Below are 14372 nucleotides of genomic sequence, written 5' to 3'. Positions count from 1 at the left end.
AGGTGGCTGGCCGAGAGGGCGGGAACCGGCAGCAGGAGACGCCGGCCGGCGCGGGTCCGGCGTGGGCGGAGGAACTGCTCGAGCATCTGCGCCCGGCGGGACGCGACGTCCGCAGGGTCGTCGCCTGGCTCTCCCGCGCCGTGCGTGGGTCGGTGGCCCTGCAGGACGCCGCCGGGAATCTCATCGCGGGGAACCGGCTGCCGCTGGACGAGGACCTCGTCACGGACATCACCGCGGGCCGGATCGCCTCCGCCGCCTGGGAGAGCCGGGAGCGCCATCTGCGCCTGGTCCGGGTGGAGCACCCCTCCCACGCGTGCGTACTGGCCGTCTCCCGCGCCACCCCCTTCGACCGGCGGGCCTCCGACGTGGTCACCCACACCGCCCAGGTGATCGAGCTCCTGCTGACGGCGCGCGAGTCGACCGCGGCAGGGCACCGGCTCCGGCGGGCCACCTCCGACCTGCGCCTGGCCATCCTGCAGCTGCTCATGGTCGAGGACACCGTCGCCGCCCGTCGCGTCGCCGCCGGGCTCTGGCCCGGGCTGCTCGACGCCGACACGGCGTGCGTGTACGTGGTCGAGTCCGCCCCCGCCGTACGCGACCGCATCGCCGAGGAGTGCCTGGACAGCACCGGGGAGGAAGCCCTGGTCGTGCGCTGTCCGGCCATGGACGGGCACGTGATCGTCGTCAGCCCCCGGGACGGCACGCGCGAGGCCTTGCGGTCACTGGTGGGACGGCACCCGGACCTCTTCCTGGGCGGGAGCGTCCGGCAGAGCCTGGCCCGCACCGCCACCGCGTACGGACAGGCCGTCAGCGCCCTCGCCGTCGCCCACTTCCGGCCCGACAAGACGGCCGTGTACGCCGAGCGCACCCACCCGGAACGCCTGATGGACCCGGTGGCGCTGCGCGGCTGGACGTCCCGGGTGCTGCGCCCGCTCGACACCCTGCCGCACCACACCCGCGCCGAACTGCTCGCCACCAACCGACTCGGCCTGGAGTTCACCGCCGTCAACGCCGCCAAGGTCCTCGGCGTGAGCCGCAACACCGTCCGTGCCCGCATGGAACGCGTCGAGGGCCTGCTCGGCACGGACTTCGCCGACCTCACCGTTCGGGCCGTCGTCCACCTGGCACTCAACACCCGGATCGGCCTGCCCGACGCCCACCCGGCGGGCGACACCGGCAACCCCGGACTGCGGCTCTCCGACCTGCTGTCCGGCCCCGCCGTGCGCACCTGGGCACAGGACCTGCTGGGCCGGCTGGACGCGGACGCCAGGAACCCGCGCCGGACCCTGCGCACCTGGATCGCCGCCGGCGGCAACGCCGAACGGGCCGCGCAGACCCTGGGTGTGCACGCGCAGACCGTGCGCGAGCACGTCCGCAGCGCCGAACCCGTCCTGGAGCGCCAGCTGCTGGCCGCCGGTACCGACCTGTACGAGGTCGTGCTCGCGCACCTGGCCGTCGGTGACCTCGACCTGCCGGTTTTCCACCGCCACGACTGATCGATTTGCCTCAGGGGCAACCGGTTGGCCAGGTCCAGGCGGGACGAAACCGGGCTAACCGGACTCAGCTGTGCACGGGTGAGCCTTGTTGACTGTGCAACGGGCATCGACGCGGTTCACAAGGCCTCTGCCATGGACGTAAGTTCAACGCACCGCGGGGGCACGACCGGAACGGGGGACCGGTCGCGCTCCCGCGAGCTGTCCGTCCCCCGGCTCAGCCTCGCAGCCGCACCGGGATCTCCTGCCAGCCGAAGGCGATGAAGGACGGCACCTGCCGCAGGCCCTCGTCACCGGTGGCCAGGCACAGGTCGGGGAAGCGGTCGAACAGGGCGGGCAGCGCGGTGAGCGCCTCCAGGCGGGCCAGTGGTGCGCCGATGCACCGGTGGACCCCGATCCCGAACGCCAGATGGTCGTCGGCGGCGCGGGTGGCGTCGAAGGTGTCGGCGTCCGCACCGTAGTGCTCGGGGTCGAGTCCGGCGGCGGCGTACGTCGTGAGGATGGCGTCACCGGCCGGGACGGTGACGTCGCCGACGGTGAGGTCGGTGACGGCGAACCGCAGCGGCAGCGACGCGATCGACGGGTGCGCGCGCAGCGTCTCGTCGACGACGGCGTCCCAGCCGATCTCCCCGGCCCGTACGGCGGCCAGTTGCTCGGGGCGCCGGAGCAGGGCCACGGCCGCGTTGCCTATCAGGTTGACGGTGGTCTCGAAGCCGGCCCCGATGACCAGCAGCAGCGTGTACAGCAGTTCCTCGTCGCTGAGCCGGTCGCCGTCCTCGTCCCTCACCCGGATCAGCTCGGTGGTCATGTCGTCGCCGGGGTGCGCGGCCTTGTGCGCGATCAGCGCGGGCAGCACCGTGCCGATCTGCCGCTGGACGGACTCCGCGTGTTCCGGGCTGGGGTCGGTGGTGTCCATGAGGTCCGCGATCATCCGGGCGGTGTCCTCGCGCAACGCGTCCGGGACACCGAACAGTTCGCAGATCAGCCGCATCGGCAGCGGATGGGCGAACCCCTCCTTGATGTCCACGACCTCGTCGTCGGCCGCCGCGAGCGCGTCCAGCAATTCCGCCGTGATGGCCTCCACGCGGGGCCGCATCGCCTCGGTGCGCCGGTGCGTGAAGCTGGGCGCCACCAGCTTGCGCAGCCGCGTGTGGTCCGCGCCGTACGTGGAGAGCATGTTGACCACGCCCACCCAGCCCAGGATCCAGCCCCAGGACGGGTGCTCGCCGATCTCGGGCCACAACCGCCAGTGCAGCCGCGGGTCCCTGCTGACCCGCGGATCGAGGATGAGCTCCTTCAGCGTGCCGTAGCGCGTGGGGGCCCAGGCGGGGATGCCACCGGGCAGTTCCACGGGCACGATCGGGCCGAGGGAGCGCAGCCGGGCGCTCTCGCCGGCGATGTCGGCGCCGAACGGGTCGAGAGCGATGCGGTCGGTGACGGTCACGGTCGTCCTCCAGGCTGGTCGGGGGAGCGGGGGCTGAAACGCACGGGCAGCGCCGTCAGCGAGCGGTGGAAGGGCCCGGGGCGCCAGGTGAGGCGCTCGCGGGGCAGCACGGGTTCGAGGTCGGGCAGCCACTGGGTGAGCCGTTCGATCGCCTCCGTGGCGATGAGCAGCGTGTGCTGCTTCACCGGACAGGCGTGCGGGCCCGCCGACCAGGACAGGTGGGAGGCATCCCCCGGGTGCCGGTCCGTGCCGCGCTCCTGCTCGGCGGCCTGCGCCAGCGCCCCGTAGGAGATCACCACCGGCACCGCGGCCCTGAGCCACACGCCGTGGAAGGTCACGGGGGTGCGGGCGTAGTGGATGCCGAAGTTGGCGAGCGGCGTCTCGTGGTGCAGCACCTCCAGCACCGCGTCCGTCACGGGGCGGGCGCCGCTGGTGAGCGTCGAGTAGTAGGCCGGGTTTCCGAGGATCCTGGACAGCGCGTTGGACACCAGGTTGGCCGTCGGCTCGTGCCCCGCGCCGAGCGTGAGGAACACCTGCCAGGTGACCTCCTCGGGAGTCAGCCCCGCCGGATGGTCCAGCAGCCAGCTCGGCAGGTCGTCGCCGCGCCGCTCGCTCTTGGCGGCGATCAGCTCCAGCACGTACCCGCCGAACTCGGCCTCTCCCTCCGCCGCCTGCGCGCCGCCCTCGATCAGCTTGCCGAGCGCGGAGTCGAGCCGGTCGCTCGCGCTGTCCGGCAGCCCGAACAGGCTGTTGAACACCAGAGCCATCAGCGGCCTGGTGAACTCGCCGACCAGATCGGCCTCGCCCCGCGGCCCGAACCGGCTCACCAGCAGATGCACCGCCCGGTGGATCCGGGCCCGCAGATCGTGCGGCTCCACCAGGTCGAAGGCGTCGATCAGCGCGGTGCGGTAGCGGATGTGGGCGGCGCCGTCGGCGAACAGCGTGTTGGGCCGCCAGCGCATCATCCCGAGCACGGGGGAGTCGTCGGGGACGGTCGCCTCCCACGGCCGGGGGTCGTGCGAGAACGTCTCCGTGTCGTGCAGCAGGTCCAGCGCCGCCCGCCGGTCCGTGACGACGTACGCCGCCACACCGGGCGCGAGTTCCGCCCAGCCGACCGGGCCGTGGGCGCGCAGTGCGGCGTAGTAGGGGGAGGGGTCGCGGGCGAAGGCGTCCTCCCACAGGCGTACGGGCGACGCGAGGGCGAAGGCCTGCTCGGCGGGGGACGGACGGTTCACCGGTGCTCCGCGGGTCGATGGTCGATCAGGTGCTGGATAAGGGCGAGCAGGGAGTCGATCGAGGAGTTCGCCTCCCGCGCGTCGCAGGTCACCATCGGGGTCGTCGGCTCCAGGTCCAGGGCGGCGCGCAATTGCTCGGCCGTGTGATGGCGGGGCGCGTCCGGGAAGGTGTTGAACGCGACGGCGTACGGCAGCCCGGTCTCCTCCACCAGCCCCAGCACGTCGAACGAGGCGTCGATCCGGCGGGCGTCGACCAGGACGAGCGCGCCGAGCGCCCCGTAGGCGATGTCGTCCCACAGCGGCCGGAACCGCTCCTGGCCGGGCGTGCCGAACAGATACAGCACGATCCCGCCCGGCAGGCTGATCCGGCCGAAGTCGATGGCGACCGTGGTGGTCGTCTTGTCCCGCACCCCGGCGAGATCGTCCACCCGCGCGGACGCCTCGGTGAGCTGCTCCTCCGTGTGCAGCGGGCGGATCTCGGAGACGGAGCGGATCAGGGTGGTCTTGCCCACTCCGAAAGGCCCTGTGACCAGGATCTTCACCAGGTCGCGCGCGGTGTCGGGGAGGTGGATGTCGGTGTCGCCGGGCTGGGCGTCAACGGTGCTTGAGGTCGCGGAGGCCATCGGCCACTCTCTTCAGCAGGTCGGGGTCGAAGCGTCGGGCGGGCGGGATGGGCGCGCGGGCCACTGCCAGGTCACGGTCGACGAGGCCGGCGGCGAGCACCAGCACGGCGGAGACCGGCAGCCGCAGCAGGGCGGCGGCCTCCAGGACCGTCAGGGACCCGTACTCCAGCTCTTCCAGCAGGGCCGCCTGGGCGGCGGGCAGATCGGGCGGCGCCGGCGCACCGCTGCCCGTGAGTACGGACAGCCGTTCCAGATGGGCACGGCTGGGCCGCGCCACCCCGCCGGTCGACAGGTACGCGGGAACCAGGGGGCGGCCGCCTCTGCGGCCGGTCATGCCGGCGTGCCGCCGTCGGCACCTCGGGGCCCGGCGGCCATGGCCTTCTCGCCCAGCCGGGCGACCTGCGAGTGCACCCGGTGGGCGAGCAGGTCGAGACGCACCTCGGGATCGCCGTACGCGGCCACGCAGGTCCCGTGGTCGGTCGGCACGATGAGCACATAGCCGTGGTCCGACTCGATGACGACCTGCCGTATCTCGGCCCGGTCGGTATCGGCGAACGCGGCCGCCGCGGTACGGCAGGCGCCCTGCACCGTGCTGGTGATGGCGGCGACCCGCTCGGCGGACGGCTGAGACAGCGCGTCGGTGTAGCCCGTCACGAGCCCGTCCCGGGTGAGCAGGACGGCGGCCACGACGTGCGGCACCTCCAGGACCGGTTCGAGCACCCATGCCGTGTCCCCCGCTGCGCGGCTGGTCATCGAGCCGTTCCCCCTTCGTGGTCGTTCCGGTCGTGACCGGTGTCGTCGGATGCCGCGTCGGCCGTGGTCTCGGCCGGGGCACCCTCAGGTACGGCTGGGAAGGCCCCGGTGTTCGGCCTGGCGGCGGCGGAACGTCCGGCGGCCGTGCCGGACTGGAGCGCGCCGAGGGCGGCGGCGGACTCCTCGGGGCGCCGGGGCCGGCGCTGCGGCGCGGGTGCGGAGGCGAAGCCCTGGGTGTCCGGCGCCGGAGTGGCCCGGCTGCGGCGACGGCGCTGCGGGAGGCCGCCGCTGTCACCGGGGCTGTGATGACCCGGGGCCGGCGCTGCCTCACGGTCGTCCTGGTCGGTGCCGTAGCCGTGCTCCCGGTCGGCGGCGGTGGGGGTCGGCTCGGGCGGCTCGTGGCCGGTGGTCGGTTCGGGCGACTGGGGCGCGGCGGTCGGCTCGGACTGGTCGGACCTGTGGGGCTCGTCGGCTCCGTGGGGCCCAGCGGCCGAGTGGGGCTTGTCGGACCCGTGGGACTCAGCGGACCCGTGGAGCCCGCCGGACGCGGTGGCCGGTGCCGTTTCGGTCCCGCGGGACGGAGACGGGGCGGGCGCGGCCGGTTCCGCGCCGCGGGGCGGAGCGAAGCCGCCCGCCGTGTCCGGTACGGCCTCCTTGCGGGTGGAGCGCGGGGCGCTGGCCGCCGGGGGCAGTTCCTCGGGATCGATCCGCGTCAGCAGATGACGGTCGACCCGCAGCACCGCCCGCACACCGCCGTACGGGGACGGGGAGGACAGGTCGACGCTCAGATCGAACTGCCGGGTCAGCTGGCCGATCGCGGCGAGTCCCATGCGCGGCGGGTCGCCGAGCTCGGTGAGCAGGATCGGTTCGCGGCCGCCCACCAGCCGCTGGGCCCGGGCCCGTTCGTCCTGTGTCATGCCCAGCCCGGCGTCGTCCACGGTGACACAGACACCGTGGTGGACGGCCTCGAGATTGACCACGATGCCGGTGTCGGGCGCGGAGTGCCGCAGCGCGTTGTCGAGCAGTTCGGCGACGATGATGGCGACCGGCTCGACGGCGTGGGACACCAGGGCGGTGCCAGCCTCCAGGTGGTTGTGGATACGGACGCGCTGGTAGCCCGCGAGCCGGGCCTGACCGCCCGTCACCGCGTCCACGAGGTGCGACTCCTCCCGGGCGAGCCCGACCCAGGCCCCGCACACCACCGCGGCGATCTGCGCGCGGCGCAGCGACTGCTCGTTCTCGTGGTCCAGTTCGAAGAGGGTCTGCGCCAGCTCGGGGTCGTCGTAGCGCTGTTGCAGACCACGCAGGGCGTCCTGCAGCCGGTACAGCGCCGCCTGGATCTCCCGTGTCGCCCCGCGCATCCCGGCCTGCGCGGCGGCGTCGATCCGGGTGCGCTGCGCGGCGAGTTCGGCGTGCAGACCCTTCAAGACCTGCTCCAGTGCGAATCCCAGGGGCGAACCCACGAGCTGCGGGCTCAGCGGGCCGGGCACGGCGATGTGGGGATGCGCGACCTGCCGGGCGGCGGAGGGCAGGCGCCGCGCCGCCAGATGCTCGACCTCGGCGGTGAACGCCCGTGAGGTTCCGTCGAGTTGGGCCCGCAGCGCGGCGGTCTTGGCGCGCTGGGCGGCCAGTTGCCGCCGCGAGCGCAGCAGCCCGCCGCCGAGGGCGAACGCGGACAGTGTGCCGAGGGCGAGACCACCGACGGCCAGGTCCGGTAGTTCGATCATCGAAGAGATTCCAGGGAGAGTCGGGCAGGGCGGGGTCCGAGGTGCTCTGGCGAGCTACCCGCAGCACAGTACACACCGTCATCGACTGATCTCGCACGGTGGAGCGCCACTTCGTTCCGAAAGTGATCGCTGTCTGTTCGTATCTGGGGCAACTGTCGGGATTGCCGTGCAGGGCAGGGGAGTTGGCGGTGTGTACGGTTCCGGCCGATGGCAGGGGGACGGACAGCGCTTCGGCGGGCTGTGTGTCCGACCGGGGGAGGGGTACTCGCCTCACGCCTGAAGAGGTCAGCTCCGCGAGGAGGAGATCCGAATGACCAGTGAGACGGAGACCGGCGGCGTGACCGGTACCCAGGACAAGGACTACAACCTGATCTGGTACGTGGAGGCATGCCTGAACAACGCGCTGCGCCTGGAGGGCTACATCCAGGACGCGGAGCGAGCCAAGGACACCGAGGTCGCGGACCTGTTCCGCAAGGCCCAGGCGGACAGCCGCAAGGGTGCCGCCATGGGCAAGGAGCTCCTGCGCGCCCGCCTCAGCGAGGGCTGAGGCGCAACCGGCCGCAGGGCGGCGGGGTCCGGGCATCGCCGGTGGGCGGGGTCCGGACCCTTTTCATGTTCCGTCAGAGCCGGAAGACCCTGCTCACCCGCTCGGTGAGTTCGTCCTCCGGCATCGGGAGGTCGACGGTGATGGCGGGCAGCCCGAGGCGTGCGGTCTCCTGGTGCAGGCGTCTCGTGAACAGGTCGTCCCGCACCGCGATGTTGCGATCGGCCCTCTCTGGATCGCTGGTCCCGGCCGTGAATCCTCCGTCCGGAGCGGCCCGGCTCCGGAACGCGGCCTGGCGGAAATCCGGGGTGGGCAGGAGCCAGACGGCGTGCCCGGGTGCGGTGAGCAGGGGCTTCACGAGGTGCGGCAGCAGGCGGAACCCCTCGACCAGGACATTTGTCTCCCGCGGCATGCTCAGCAGGTCCTCGACGATCAGCCCGAAGGCCTCGCCGTGAAACCAGTGGAACGTCTCGAGCATGGTCTCGGGAGACCGGTTCACCCACCGCTCGTCCATGTCCATGGCCATGAACTGGTGCAGCAGCGGCGCTTCCGCGGCGGTGGTCCGTCGCGCGTGATCCCGCATCACCTCGTCCGTCGGGTAGAGACGCCAGCCGTGCCGATCGGCGAGGCGGCGGGCGATCGTGGACTTGCCCGCACCGCTGCCGCCCCCGATCCAGTAGACGTGCCGCATCTTTCCGCTCTCCCCTGATCGAGCCCTGATTGTCAGTGGCGGATGCCACGATGCCGACAGCTCACCATTTCACCCCCTTGCGAGGAGGAGCTGATCGTGCGCAGGCCGGTCGAGGGCGAGGTGCATGTGCACTATGGCCAGATCTATGTCGAGAGCGACCCGGACGGCTACGGGCCGGGCCTCGCCGAGGCGTTCGCCGGGCAGAGCGGAGGGCTGTGCGGGGCGGCGTCACCGGGTTTCCTGTGGCTGAGCACCGGCCTGCACACCGGCGACGTCGGCTTCACGGTCGAGGTGTGTGAGGAGGCCCCGCCACTGGACCCGGCCTGGGAGGACGTGGTGGAGGTGTCGTTCCGTCCGGTGTCGCGGGACACCGCGCTCGTGCAGTGGGCGGGCGAGGCGTCCTGGCCGCTCGGCCTGGAGGAGACCGACTATCGCGTGCGGTACTGCGCCCAGGGCATGGACCGGGCGGGCGAGCGCGACACCCGGTTGGACGACGAGCCCCAACTGGACCGCTACCTCCTGCAGTTCTGGCCCGCCCCGCCCGAGCCGGACCGCGTCCTGAAGCAGACCTCGCTGAGCGCCGCCCACTCGCACCGCTACGCCCGCGAACTGCCGCCGCCCCCCACCCCGGCCGAACGCGCCGAAGCCGAACGCCGGGCCCGTGTCGCCGAGGAGACGGCGCGACGGGAGCGGCTGCTCGCGCGTGGGCGCTGGGAGTGGGGCGGACAGTCGCCGAGCCAGGCCCTGCGCGACGTCGGCGGCAACGTCCGTGGCCTCCTCCCGTTCGACCCCGCCCTGCTTCACGCCCTCGACGCCGCCGGTCCCGTCACCCAGCGAGCGGTCGCCCTGCTCGCCGCCCGCCGTGCCTGTGAGGCGGCCGGTCTCACCACCCTCGACTGGGTCGCCGAGGCGCTCACGGCCCTGGCCGAAGGCCGCCCCCTGCCGCCGCCCTTCGACGACGACGCCCGCATGTGGCAGACCTTGGCCGGCGACCCACGCGTCCCGGACCGCACCGTCGGCCGCGCTGTCCCGCCCGAGCGGCCCCCCTTCCGGCCGCCTCTGTCTCCGGGGGACCGCGGCCTGGACCCCCAGGAGGCGGCACAGGTCGTGGTCGGCCCGGCGGCGGCCGTGGCGAGAACGGCGATCGCGGAGTCCCGACCGCTGCCGTCCGCCGAGGCGGAACGACCGACCGCCGGGGCCGCATCACCGACCGCTGAGGCGGAACGGCCGACCTCCATGCCCGAATCATGGACCGCCGAGGAATCGCCGATCACCGAGGCCGAATGGTCAATCACCGAGGCCGAATCGCCGGTCACCGAGGCGAATCCACCGGCCTCCGGCTCCGCCCCGTACACCGTGATGATCAGCTTCGGCCCGCCGGACCCGTCCCTGCGCATCTCGCAGCCCCACATGGCCCTCCCCGCCCTCACCGGCGCCGCCGAAGCCGACCCCCTCCAGGCGGCGCTCGACGCGGTGTACGCGGCCGTGGTCACGTACGGCGAGGACCACCCGGCGCTCCTCGCGGAGGTCCGGTCCGCGGTCGAGGGGCGGCGTTCGTAGTCCTGCCCCCGGCCGAGCCCCCGACCGCGCCCCGGTTCACGCGCCGACCATCCGTCCCCCAAGCCCGGGCAACGCACCGGGAACGGAGCTGCCGATCGGCGGCGGCTTCCGCGTCCCCGCCGTCATCGTCTCGCCGTGGACGGTCGGCGGCTGGGTCGTCTCCGAGCCCTTCGACCCCACCTCCGCGCTGCGGTTCCTGGAGCGGTTCAGCAGGAGGTCGCCACCCTGCCCGAGCCGACCCTGCCGGGAGCCGACCAGCGCTTCCCGCGCCAGGAGGGGGGCCGCCGTCGCACGTGTGACGCCCGGCAGGCCCGTTCCACGGCACGCCGTGACCTGCCGACCGGGTCACCCCGCCAGGGCGCCACGGGCCACCGAGAGGGCCTGTTCCGCGTAGCCCCGGCCGAACAGCACGGCGTGCACCAGCAGTGGGAACAGCTGGTGCACGCCGACCCGGTCCGCCCACCCGTCGGCGAGCGGCGCCCGCTCCTGGTAGCCCTCCAGAACGGCCTCCAGGTGGGGACAGCCGAAGAGACGCAGCATCGCCAGGTCGGTCTCGCGATGCCCGCCGTGCGCGGCCGGATCGATCAGCCACACCTGCCCGTCGGACCCCCACAGCACGTTGCCGTTCCACAGATCGCCGTGCAGCCGGGCAGCCGGCTCGGCCGGCCCCGCCAGCCCGGGCAGCCGCTCGCACAGCTGCTCCACGACGGTCGCCTCACCGGGGCGGACGGTGCCCTGGTCGACGGCGCGCCGCAGATACGGCAGGACGCGCTGCCCGGCGTACCAGCCCGGCCAGTCGGTGCCCGGCTCGTTGCGCATCGGGGCGAGCCCGATGTACGCGTCGGCGGGCCCGTCCGGTGGCGGCGCGCCGAACGCGGGCGCCCCGGCGGCGTGCAGGGCGGCGAGGTCGCGGCCGAAACGGGCCGCCGCCTCCCGGCTCGCCCGCCCCTGCGGAACCCGGTCGATGACCAGCCAGCTCCCGTCGTGGCCGTGCACGCCCGGGACCCGCACCGCCCCGGCGCCGGCCAGCCAGCGCAGCCCCGCCGCCTCGGCCCGCGTCGCCCCCGGATCGTCGGCACGCTTGACGACCACCACCCGCCCGTCGTCGAGGGTGACCTCCGCCAGGGCCCCGGACAGGGGCCGTTCGCCGGTGACCACCCGTCCGGTGAGCCGGGCGGCGGCGTCCGTACGGGCGGTCATTCGTGGTCCTCCTCGACTCCGCGGCTGATCTCCGACCAGCGTACGGTCGCGGCGGAACCGCTCAGCTCCCGGAATCGCAGTCGACGTCGAGGAGCTGGATCGGCCGCGTCGCGTCCAGGTCGACGTACGCCGTGAAGTCGGCCTTGCCGGATCCGCCGTTCCAGTGCGTGCTCACGGTCGCCCAGCCGACCCGCGCGGACTGGGCCGTGGTGACCGGGCCGATGTCGATGGACGCCGGGGTGTTCTGGGCGCACAGCAGGACGTCGAACTCCGGGTTGTCGGCGACCTTCTCCTTGAGCTGCGGCGAGATGCCGTACTTGCGGGCGAAGTCGCCGGGACCGTGCTCGCCGTAGAAGTCCTCGAGGAAGGTGTGGATCTCCTCGGCGGTGTACCGGTCGTTGCCGTCCGCGGCGGGTGCGGCGGCGGCCGGGACAGCGGCGGCGGCGATGCCCAGAGCGGCGACACAGCCGACGGCGTAGGTGCGCCACCTGGCAGGGCGCGCGGTGTTGCGGAACATGTGGATACCCCCGTTGTGGTCTCTTCGACGTGCTCCCCGTGCCGCGGCGCGGCCGTTCGCCGGGGAAGCCGGTCGCAGGAGGAGACCTCGCGTGTCCGGCCGCCGTTGTGCCCGTCTCGACGGCCGTTTCGATTCCGGGACATTCGCCACGCGCCGGTCACGCGGGACGGTGAAATCCCGCCGCCCACCGACAGAACCGGCCGCCGCCGGGGGAGCAGTCGGGGCATGACGACTTCACCGTTCCAGCGCACGATCGCCCTGCCCGCCCCCGTGTGCGAACAGGCCGCACAGCACCTGGAGCAGGCCGCGCAACGGGCCATCGACGGAGCCGCGGTGCCCCTGAAGGCGTTCCGCGCGGCCGCCGACAGCGACTTCACCCTTCCCGTGCCGGTCGTCGAGCAGGCGGCGGCCTGTCTGCTGGTCCTGGCCACCGAGACCGCCCAGACCGTACGCCCCTCGGCCCTGCGCGCCACCATCAGCGTCGCGCTGCGGCTGCGCGACGCCGTGGATCTGACGCATCAGCCCGCCCTCAGCAGCAGATTCTGGTGAAGCCTGGGCCGATCGTCCGGGGGCCTGCGCGTCAGGTGGTCGCGCGGAAGGCGACGTCGACCTGTTTGCGGCGCAGCTCCTCCAGTGCGGTGTGCTGCCGCCGCGCCCGTTCGACCAGGTCGTCGAGCTGCCGCGCGTCGAGGCGCCGGTCCATGCCGGCCAGGGCGCGAAGTGCCTGCCAGCCCGCGGTCTTCCCGTCCACTCCCAGCCGCAGCGCCTCCAGCTCCCATAGCGTGCTCAGCGGGGAACGCCGTACCAGGCTGCCGTTGCTCTTCAGACGCCCCATCTGCTCGGCCGCCCGGCCCGCGTAGACCTTGTAGCGCCGCACCGGGACATCGAGCCGCCGCATGATGTGGAGCAGGCTCGCCCGGTCCTCGCCGATCTCGTCGGAGATCGGGGCCAGGGCGTCGGCGAGCGCCGGATCACCGCACGAGCGCAGCAGATAGCGCACTCGGGCGGCCCCGGCGGTGGCACCGGCGAGATGGTCGTTGAGGTAGATGCCCAGCAGGGCCATGTCCGTCGCCGGAGCACCCGGTGCGCCCGGCGGGTCCGCTCGCTGTTCCGTCATGGCACTGCTCCTGTCCTGCTCCGGCCCTGTGCCACGGCCACCCGCGTGGTGACGCGTACGACGCAGGGATTGCGGGGCGTCGAGCCGGGCCCGAACCGCACGGGCGGCTCGACCGGGGCGAGGGCGCCGAGGCTCTCGCCCTCGTAGATGACGGTGGCCGAGGCGACGGGGTGCAGGTCCCGGACGCCGTACCACTGGTGCCGTCCGGCCCGGGCGCTGCCGTGGGTGCGCGCGCCCAGCAGCAGCCGGGCGGGCCGGTCCCACAGCGCGATCCAGCCCGGGCTGGTGGCGAGCCGGCCCGGCACCGCCCGCAGCGCGAGGCCCGGCAGGCCCCTGCGGCCGGTGCTGAAGCGCAGGTCGAGCGGCGGCGCCGAGACGGCCCAGTGCCGGCGGCCGGTGACGTCCACCCCTACCGGCACGTCCCGCACCTCGTCGAAGAGATACGTACCGGCCACGAAGTCCGCGGTCTCCCGTGAGGGCGCCAGCAGCAGCCGTGGCCCGCCGGGCGCCTCGAACATCACGTCGCTGAACGGCCCGAACGGCGACCTGGTCCAGTGCCCGAGCACCACACGGGCGCCGGACGCCGTTCCGATCCCCGCGATCCAGCCGTCGAAGCGCAGTGTGCGCAGCGGCGACCGGGATCGGGTTCGGGTACGCCGGGCCTGACCACTGGGTTCGCCGGACTCACCGGGCCCATGGAAGAGCACACGGGCCGGGTGCCCGGCCCTTCCGCGGCGAAACGGCACCGGAGCCACTCCCCCCGGGCTCCGGGATGTGGCCGAGGCCACGTCAAGGACGAGGTCCCTGTCACGCCCGGGCGAGCACGACGGCGGCTACCGTCTACGAGCGGATCCCCACTTCCCCACCCTTTCGGACGGCCAGGCAGTGCAAGCAGATCTCTCCCCTGTCATCGCGGCGACCGCCCAGTGGCTGACCCGCGCCTACCCCGCCTCCGGCGGCGCGCTGGCCTCCGCCCTGTGCGAGGTGCAGGCCCGGCAGGCCGTGACGGTCGCGGCATGGCTCAGGTACCCGACCGAGACGGACGCCGCCCTGCTCGGCATCGCGGGCCCGGGCGGCTCCGCGCGGCTCGACTGGGTCACCGGCACCGACGCGGCCCCGTGCGACGACGAGGACGACGCGGCCGCGTGGCGCACCTGGGTGGACGAGGTCGTCGCGAGCTGGGCGGCCTGCCTGCTCGGCGACGGGGAGCTGGCAGACCGGGCGGTGGCCACGCTCGCCGAGGGCAGCCACAGCACCGGCACACCGGCCGAGTTCCGCAGGCTCCTCGCCCCCGACGACGGCGACCGCCGCGCCGCCGTCCTGCTGCGCCACCCCGACCTGCTCGCCCCGGTGGCCGGCCTGCACCACTCCCGGCTCCTGGACCGCCTCCACCCGGGCCGCACACTGATCGTCTGACACGGCGCCCCGGACGGCGCCCGTCCCTCACCCTCCGTCACTCACCCCTTTG

16 protein-coding genes and 1 pseudogene are annotated in these 14372 nt (G+C 73.6%); 6 read left to right on the top strand and 11 right to left on the bottom strand.

The window, feature by feature from the left end:
- Positions 1-2 precede the first annotated feature (2 nt).
- The gene (locus AC07DF_RS32615; RefSeq protein WP_478979602.1) at positions 3-1496 is read left to right on the top strand and encodes a helix-turn-helix domain-containing protein; all 1494 of its coding nucleotides are present in this window, start codon (positions 3-5) and stop codon (positions 1494-1496) included.
- A 214-nt stretch (positions 1497-1710) separates the two neighbouring features.
- Here the strand turns inward: AC07DF_RS32615 and AC07DF_RS32610 are convergent, their stop codons facing one another.
- Genes AC07DF_RS32610 through AC07DF_RS32585 form a run of 6 tightly spaced genes read right to left on the bottom strand, consistent with a single transcriptional unit; the run spans position 1711 to position 7275 of the window.
- The gene (locus tag AC07DF_RS32610; RefSeq protein ID WP_478979600.1) at positions 1711-2937 is read right to left on the bottom strand and encodes a cytochrome P450 family protein; all 1227 of its coding nucleotides are present in this window, start codon (positions 2935-2937) and stop codon (positions 1711-1713) included.
- Positions 2934-4172: a cytochrome P450 family protein gene (locus tag AC07DF_RS32605; protein ID WP_478979598.1), complete on the bottom strand. Its 1239-nt coding sequence runs from the start codon at positions 4170-4172 to the stop codon at positions 2934-2936. The genes AC07DF_RS32610 and AC07DF_RS32605 overlap by 4 nt, the downstream gene beginning before the upstream one ends.
- Positions 4169-4795, bottom strand: a complete 627-nt coding sequence (locus tag AC07DF_RS32600; RefSeq protein WP_478979596.1) for a GTP-binding protein — start codon at positions 4793-4795, stop codon at positions 4169-4171. Before AC07DF_RS32600 ends, AC07DF_RS32605 begins: the two co-directional genes overlap by 4 nt.
- Positions 4767-5129, bottom strand: a complete 363-nt coding sequence (locus tag AC07DF_RS32595) for a DUF742 domain-containing protein (RefSeq protein ID WP_478979594.1) — start codon at positions 5127-5129, stop codon at positions 4767-4769. The genes AC07DF_RS32600 and AC07DF_RS32595 overlap by 29 nt, the downstream gene beginning before the upstream one ends.
- Positions 5126-5548 (bottom strand): roadblock/LC7 domain-containing protein, encoded by a 423-nt coding sequence (locus AC07DF_RS32590; protein WP_382488620.1) that lies wholly within the window; start codon positions 5546-5548, stop codon positions 5126-5128. Before AC07DF_RS32590 ends, AC07DF_RS32595 begins: the two co-directional genes overlap by 4 nt.
- On the bottom strand, positions 5545-7275 hold the full coding sequence (locus AC07DF_RS32585) for an ATP-binding protein (protein WP_478979592.1): 1731 nt from the start codon (positions 7273-7275) through the stop codon (positions 5545-5547). Before AC07DF_RS32585 ends, AC07DF_RS32590 begins: the two co-directional genes overlap by 4 nt.
- Before the next feature lie 310 nt (positions 7276-7585).
- Between AC07DF_RS32585 and AC07DF_RS32580 the strand changes: the two genes are divergently transcribed.
- The gene (locus AC07DF_RS32580; protein WP_478979590.1) at positions 7586-7822 is read left to right on the top strand and encodes a hypothetical protein; all 237 of its coding nucleotides are present in this window, start codon (positions 7586-7588) and stop codon (positions 7820-7822) included.
- A gap of 73 nt (positions 7823-7895) precedes the next feature.
- On the opposite strand, the gene AC07DF_RS32575 is transcribed toward AC07DF_RS32580, so the two are convergent.
- Complete coding sequence (locus AC07DF_RS32575; RefSeq protein WP_478979588.1) at positions 7896-8510, bottom strand: hypothetical protein; 615 nt, start codon at positions 8508-8510, stop codon at positions 7896-7898.
- A gap of 96 nt (positions 8511-8606) precedes the next feature.
- Here AC07DF_RS32575 and AC07DF_RS32570 point away from each other — a divergent pair, with 96 nt between their 5' ends.
- Positions 8607-10070: a hypothetical protein gene (locus tag AC07DF_RS32570; RefSeq protein ID WP_478979586.1), complete on the top strand. Its 1464-nt coding sequence runs from the start codon at positions 8607-8609 to the stop codon at positions 10068-10070.
- Between the two features lie 55 nt (positions 10071-10125).
- A pseudogene (locus tag AC07DF_RS32565) lies at positions 10126-10358 on the top strand (alkaline phosphatase family protein); the annotation flags it as partial.
- Positions 10359-10415: 57 nt separating this feature from the next.
- Here the strand turns inward: AC07DF_RS32565 and AC07DF_RS32560 are convergent.
- Both AC07DF_RS32560 and AC07DF_RS32555 read right to left on the bottom strand, forming a co-directional pair.
- The gene (locus tag AC07DF_RS32560; RefSeq protein WP_478979584.1) at positions 10416-11270 is read right to left on the bottom strand and encodes a fructosamine kinase family protein; all 855 of its coding nucleotides are present in this window, start codon (positions 11268-11270) and stop codon (positions 10416-10418) included.
- 61 nt (positions 11271-11331) lie between these two features.
- Positions 11332-11787, bottom strand: a complete 456-nt coding sequence (locus tag AC07DF_RS32555; protein ID WP_478979582.1) for a hypothetical protein — start codon at positions 11785-11787, stop codon at positions 11332-11334.
- 225 nt (positions 11788-12012) lie between these two features.
- Between AC07DF_RS32555 and AC07DF_RS32550 the strand changes: the two genes are divergently transcribed.
- Positions 12013-12336, top strand: a complete 324-nt coding sequence (locus tag AC07DF_RS32550) for a hypothetical protein (protein ID WP_478979580.1) — start codon at positions 12013-12015, stop codon at positions 12334-12336.
- A gap of 31 nt (positions 12337-12367) precedes the next feature.
- Here the strand turns inward: AC07DF_RS32550 and AC07DF_RS32545 are convergent, their stop codons facing one another.
- Positions 12368-12904 (bottom strand): hypothetical protein, encoded by a 537-nt coding sequence (locus AC07DF_RS32545; protein ID WP_478979578.1) that lies wholly within the window; start codon positions 12902-12904, stop codon positions 12368-12370.
- Entirely contained in the window at positions 12901-13533 is a 633-nt protein-coding gene (locus tag AC07DF_RS32540; RefSeq protein WP_478980195.1) for a hypothetical protein, read from the bottom strand. Before AC07DF_RS32540 ends, AC07DF_RS32545 begins: the two co-directional genes overlap by 4 nt.
- Positions 13534-13789: 256 nt before the next feature.
- On the opposite strand from AC07DF_RS32540, the gene AC07DF_RS32535 reads away from it, so the two are divergent.
- Positions 13790-14320, top strand: a complete 531-nt coding sequence (locus AC07DF_RS32535) for a hypothetical protein (protein ID WP_478979576.1) — start codon at positions 13790-13792, stop codon at positions 14318-14320.
- The last annotated feature ends 52 nt before the right edge of the window (positions 14321-14372 follow it).

Source organism: Streptomyces sp. NPDC044719 (genome assembly GCF_056433405.1).
This window is presented reverse-complemented; position numbering and strand designations above follow the sequence as displayed.

Bases quoted from the DNA above. Each gene is read 5' to 3' on its own strand.
- AC07DF_RS32600 (WP_478979596.1), bottom strand. From the start codon at position 4,795: ATGGCCTCCGCGACCTCAAGCACCGTTGACGCCCAGCCCGGCGACACC.
- AC07DF_RS32595 (WP_478979594.1), bottom strand. From the start codon at position 5,129: ATGACCGGCCGCAGAGGCGGCCGCCCCCTGGTTCCCGCGTACCTGTCG.
- AC07DF_RS32590 (WP_382488620.1), bottom strand. From the start codon at position 5,548: ATGACCAGCCGCGCAGCGGGGGACACGGCATGGGTGCTCGAACCGGTC.
- AC07DF_RS32585 (WP_478979592.1), bottom strand. From the start codon at position 7,275: ATGATCGAACTACCGGACCTGGCCGTCGGTGGTCTCGCCCTCGGCACA.
- AC07DF_RS32580 (WP_478979590.1), top strand. From the start codon at position 7,586: ATGACCAGTGAGACGGAGACCGGCGGCGTGACCGGTACCCAGGACAAG.
- AC07DF_RS32575 (WP_478979588.1), bottom strand. From the start codon at position 8,510: ATGCGGCACGTCTACTGGATCGGGGGCGGCAGCGGTGCGGGCAAGTCC.
- AC07DF_RS32560 (WP_478979584.1), bottom strand. From the start codon at position 11,270: ATGACCGCCCGTACGGACGCCGCCGCCCGGCTCACCGGACGGGTGGTC.
- AC07DF_RS32555 (WP_478979582.1), bottom strand. From the start codon at position 11,787: ATGTTCCGCAACACCGCGCGCCCTGCCAGGTGGCGCACCTACGCCGTC.
- AC07DF_RS32550 (WP_478979580.1), top strand. From the start codon at position 12,013: ATGACGACTTCACCGTTCCAGCGCACGATCGCCCTGCCCGCCCCCGTG.
- AC07DF_RS32545 (WP_478979578.1), bottom strand. From the start codon at position 12,904: ATGACGGAACAGCGAGCGGACCCGCCGGGCGCACCGGGTGCTCCGGCG.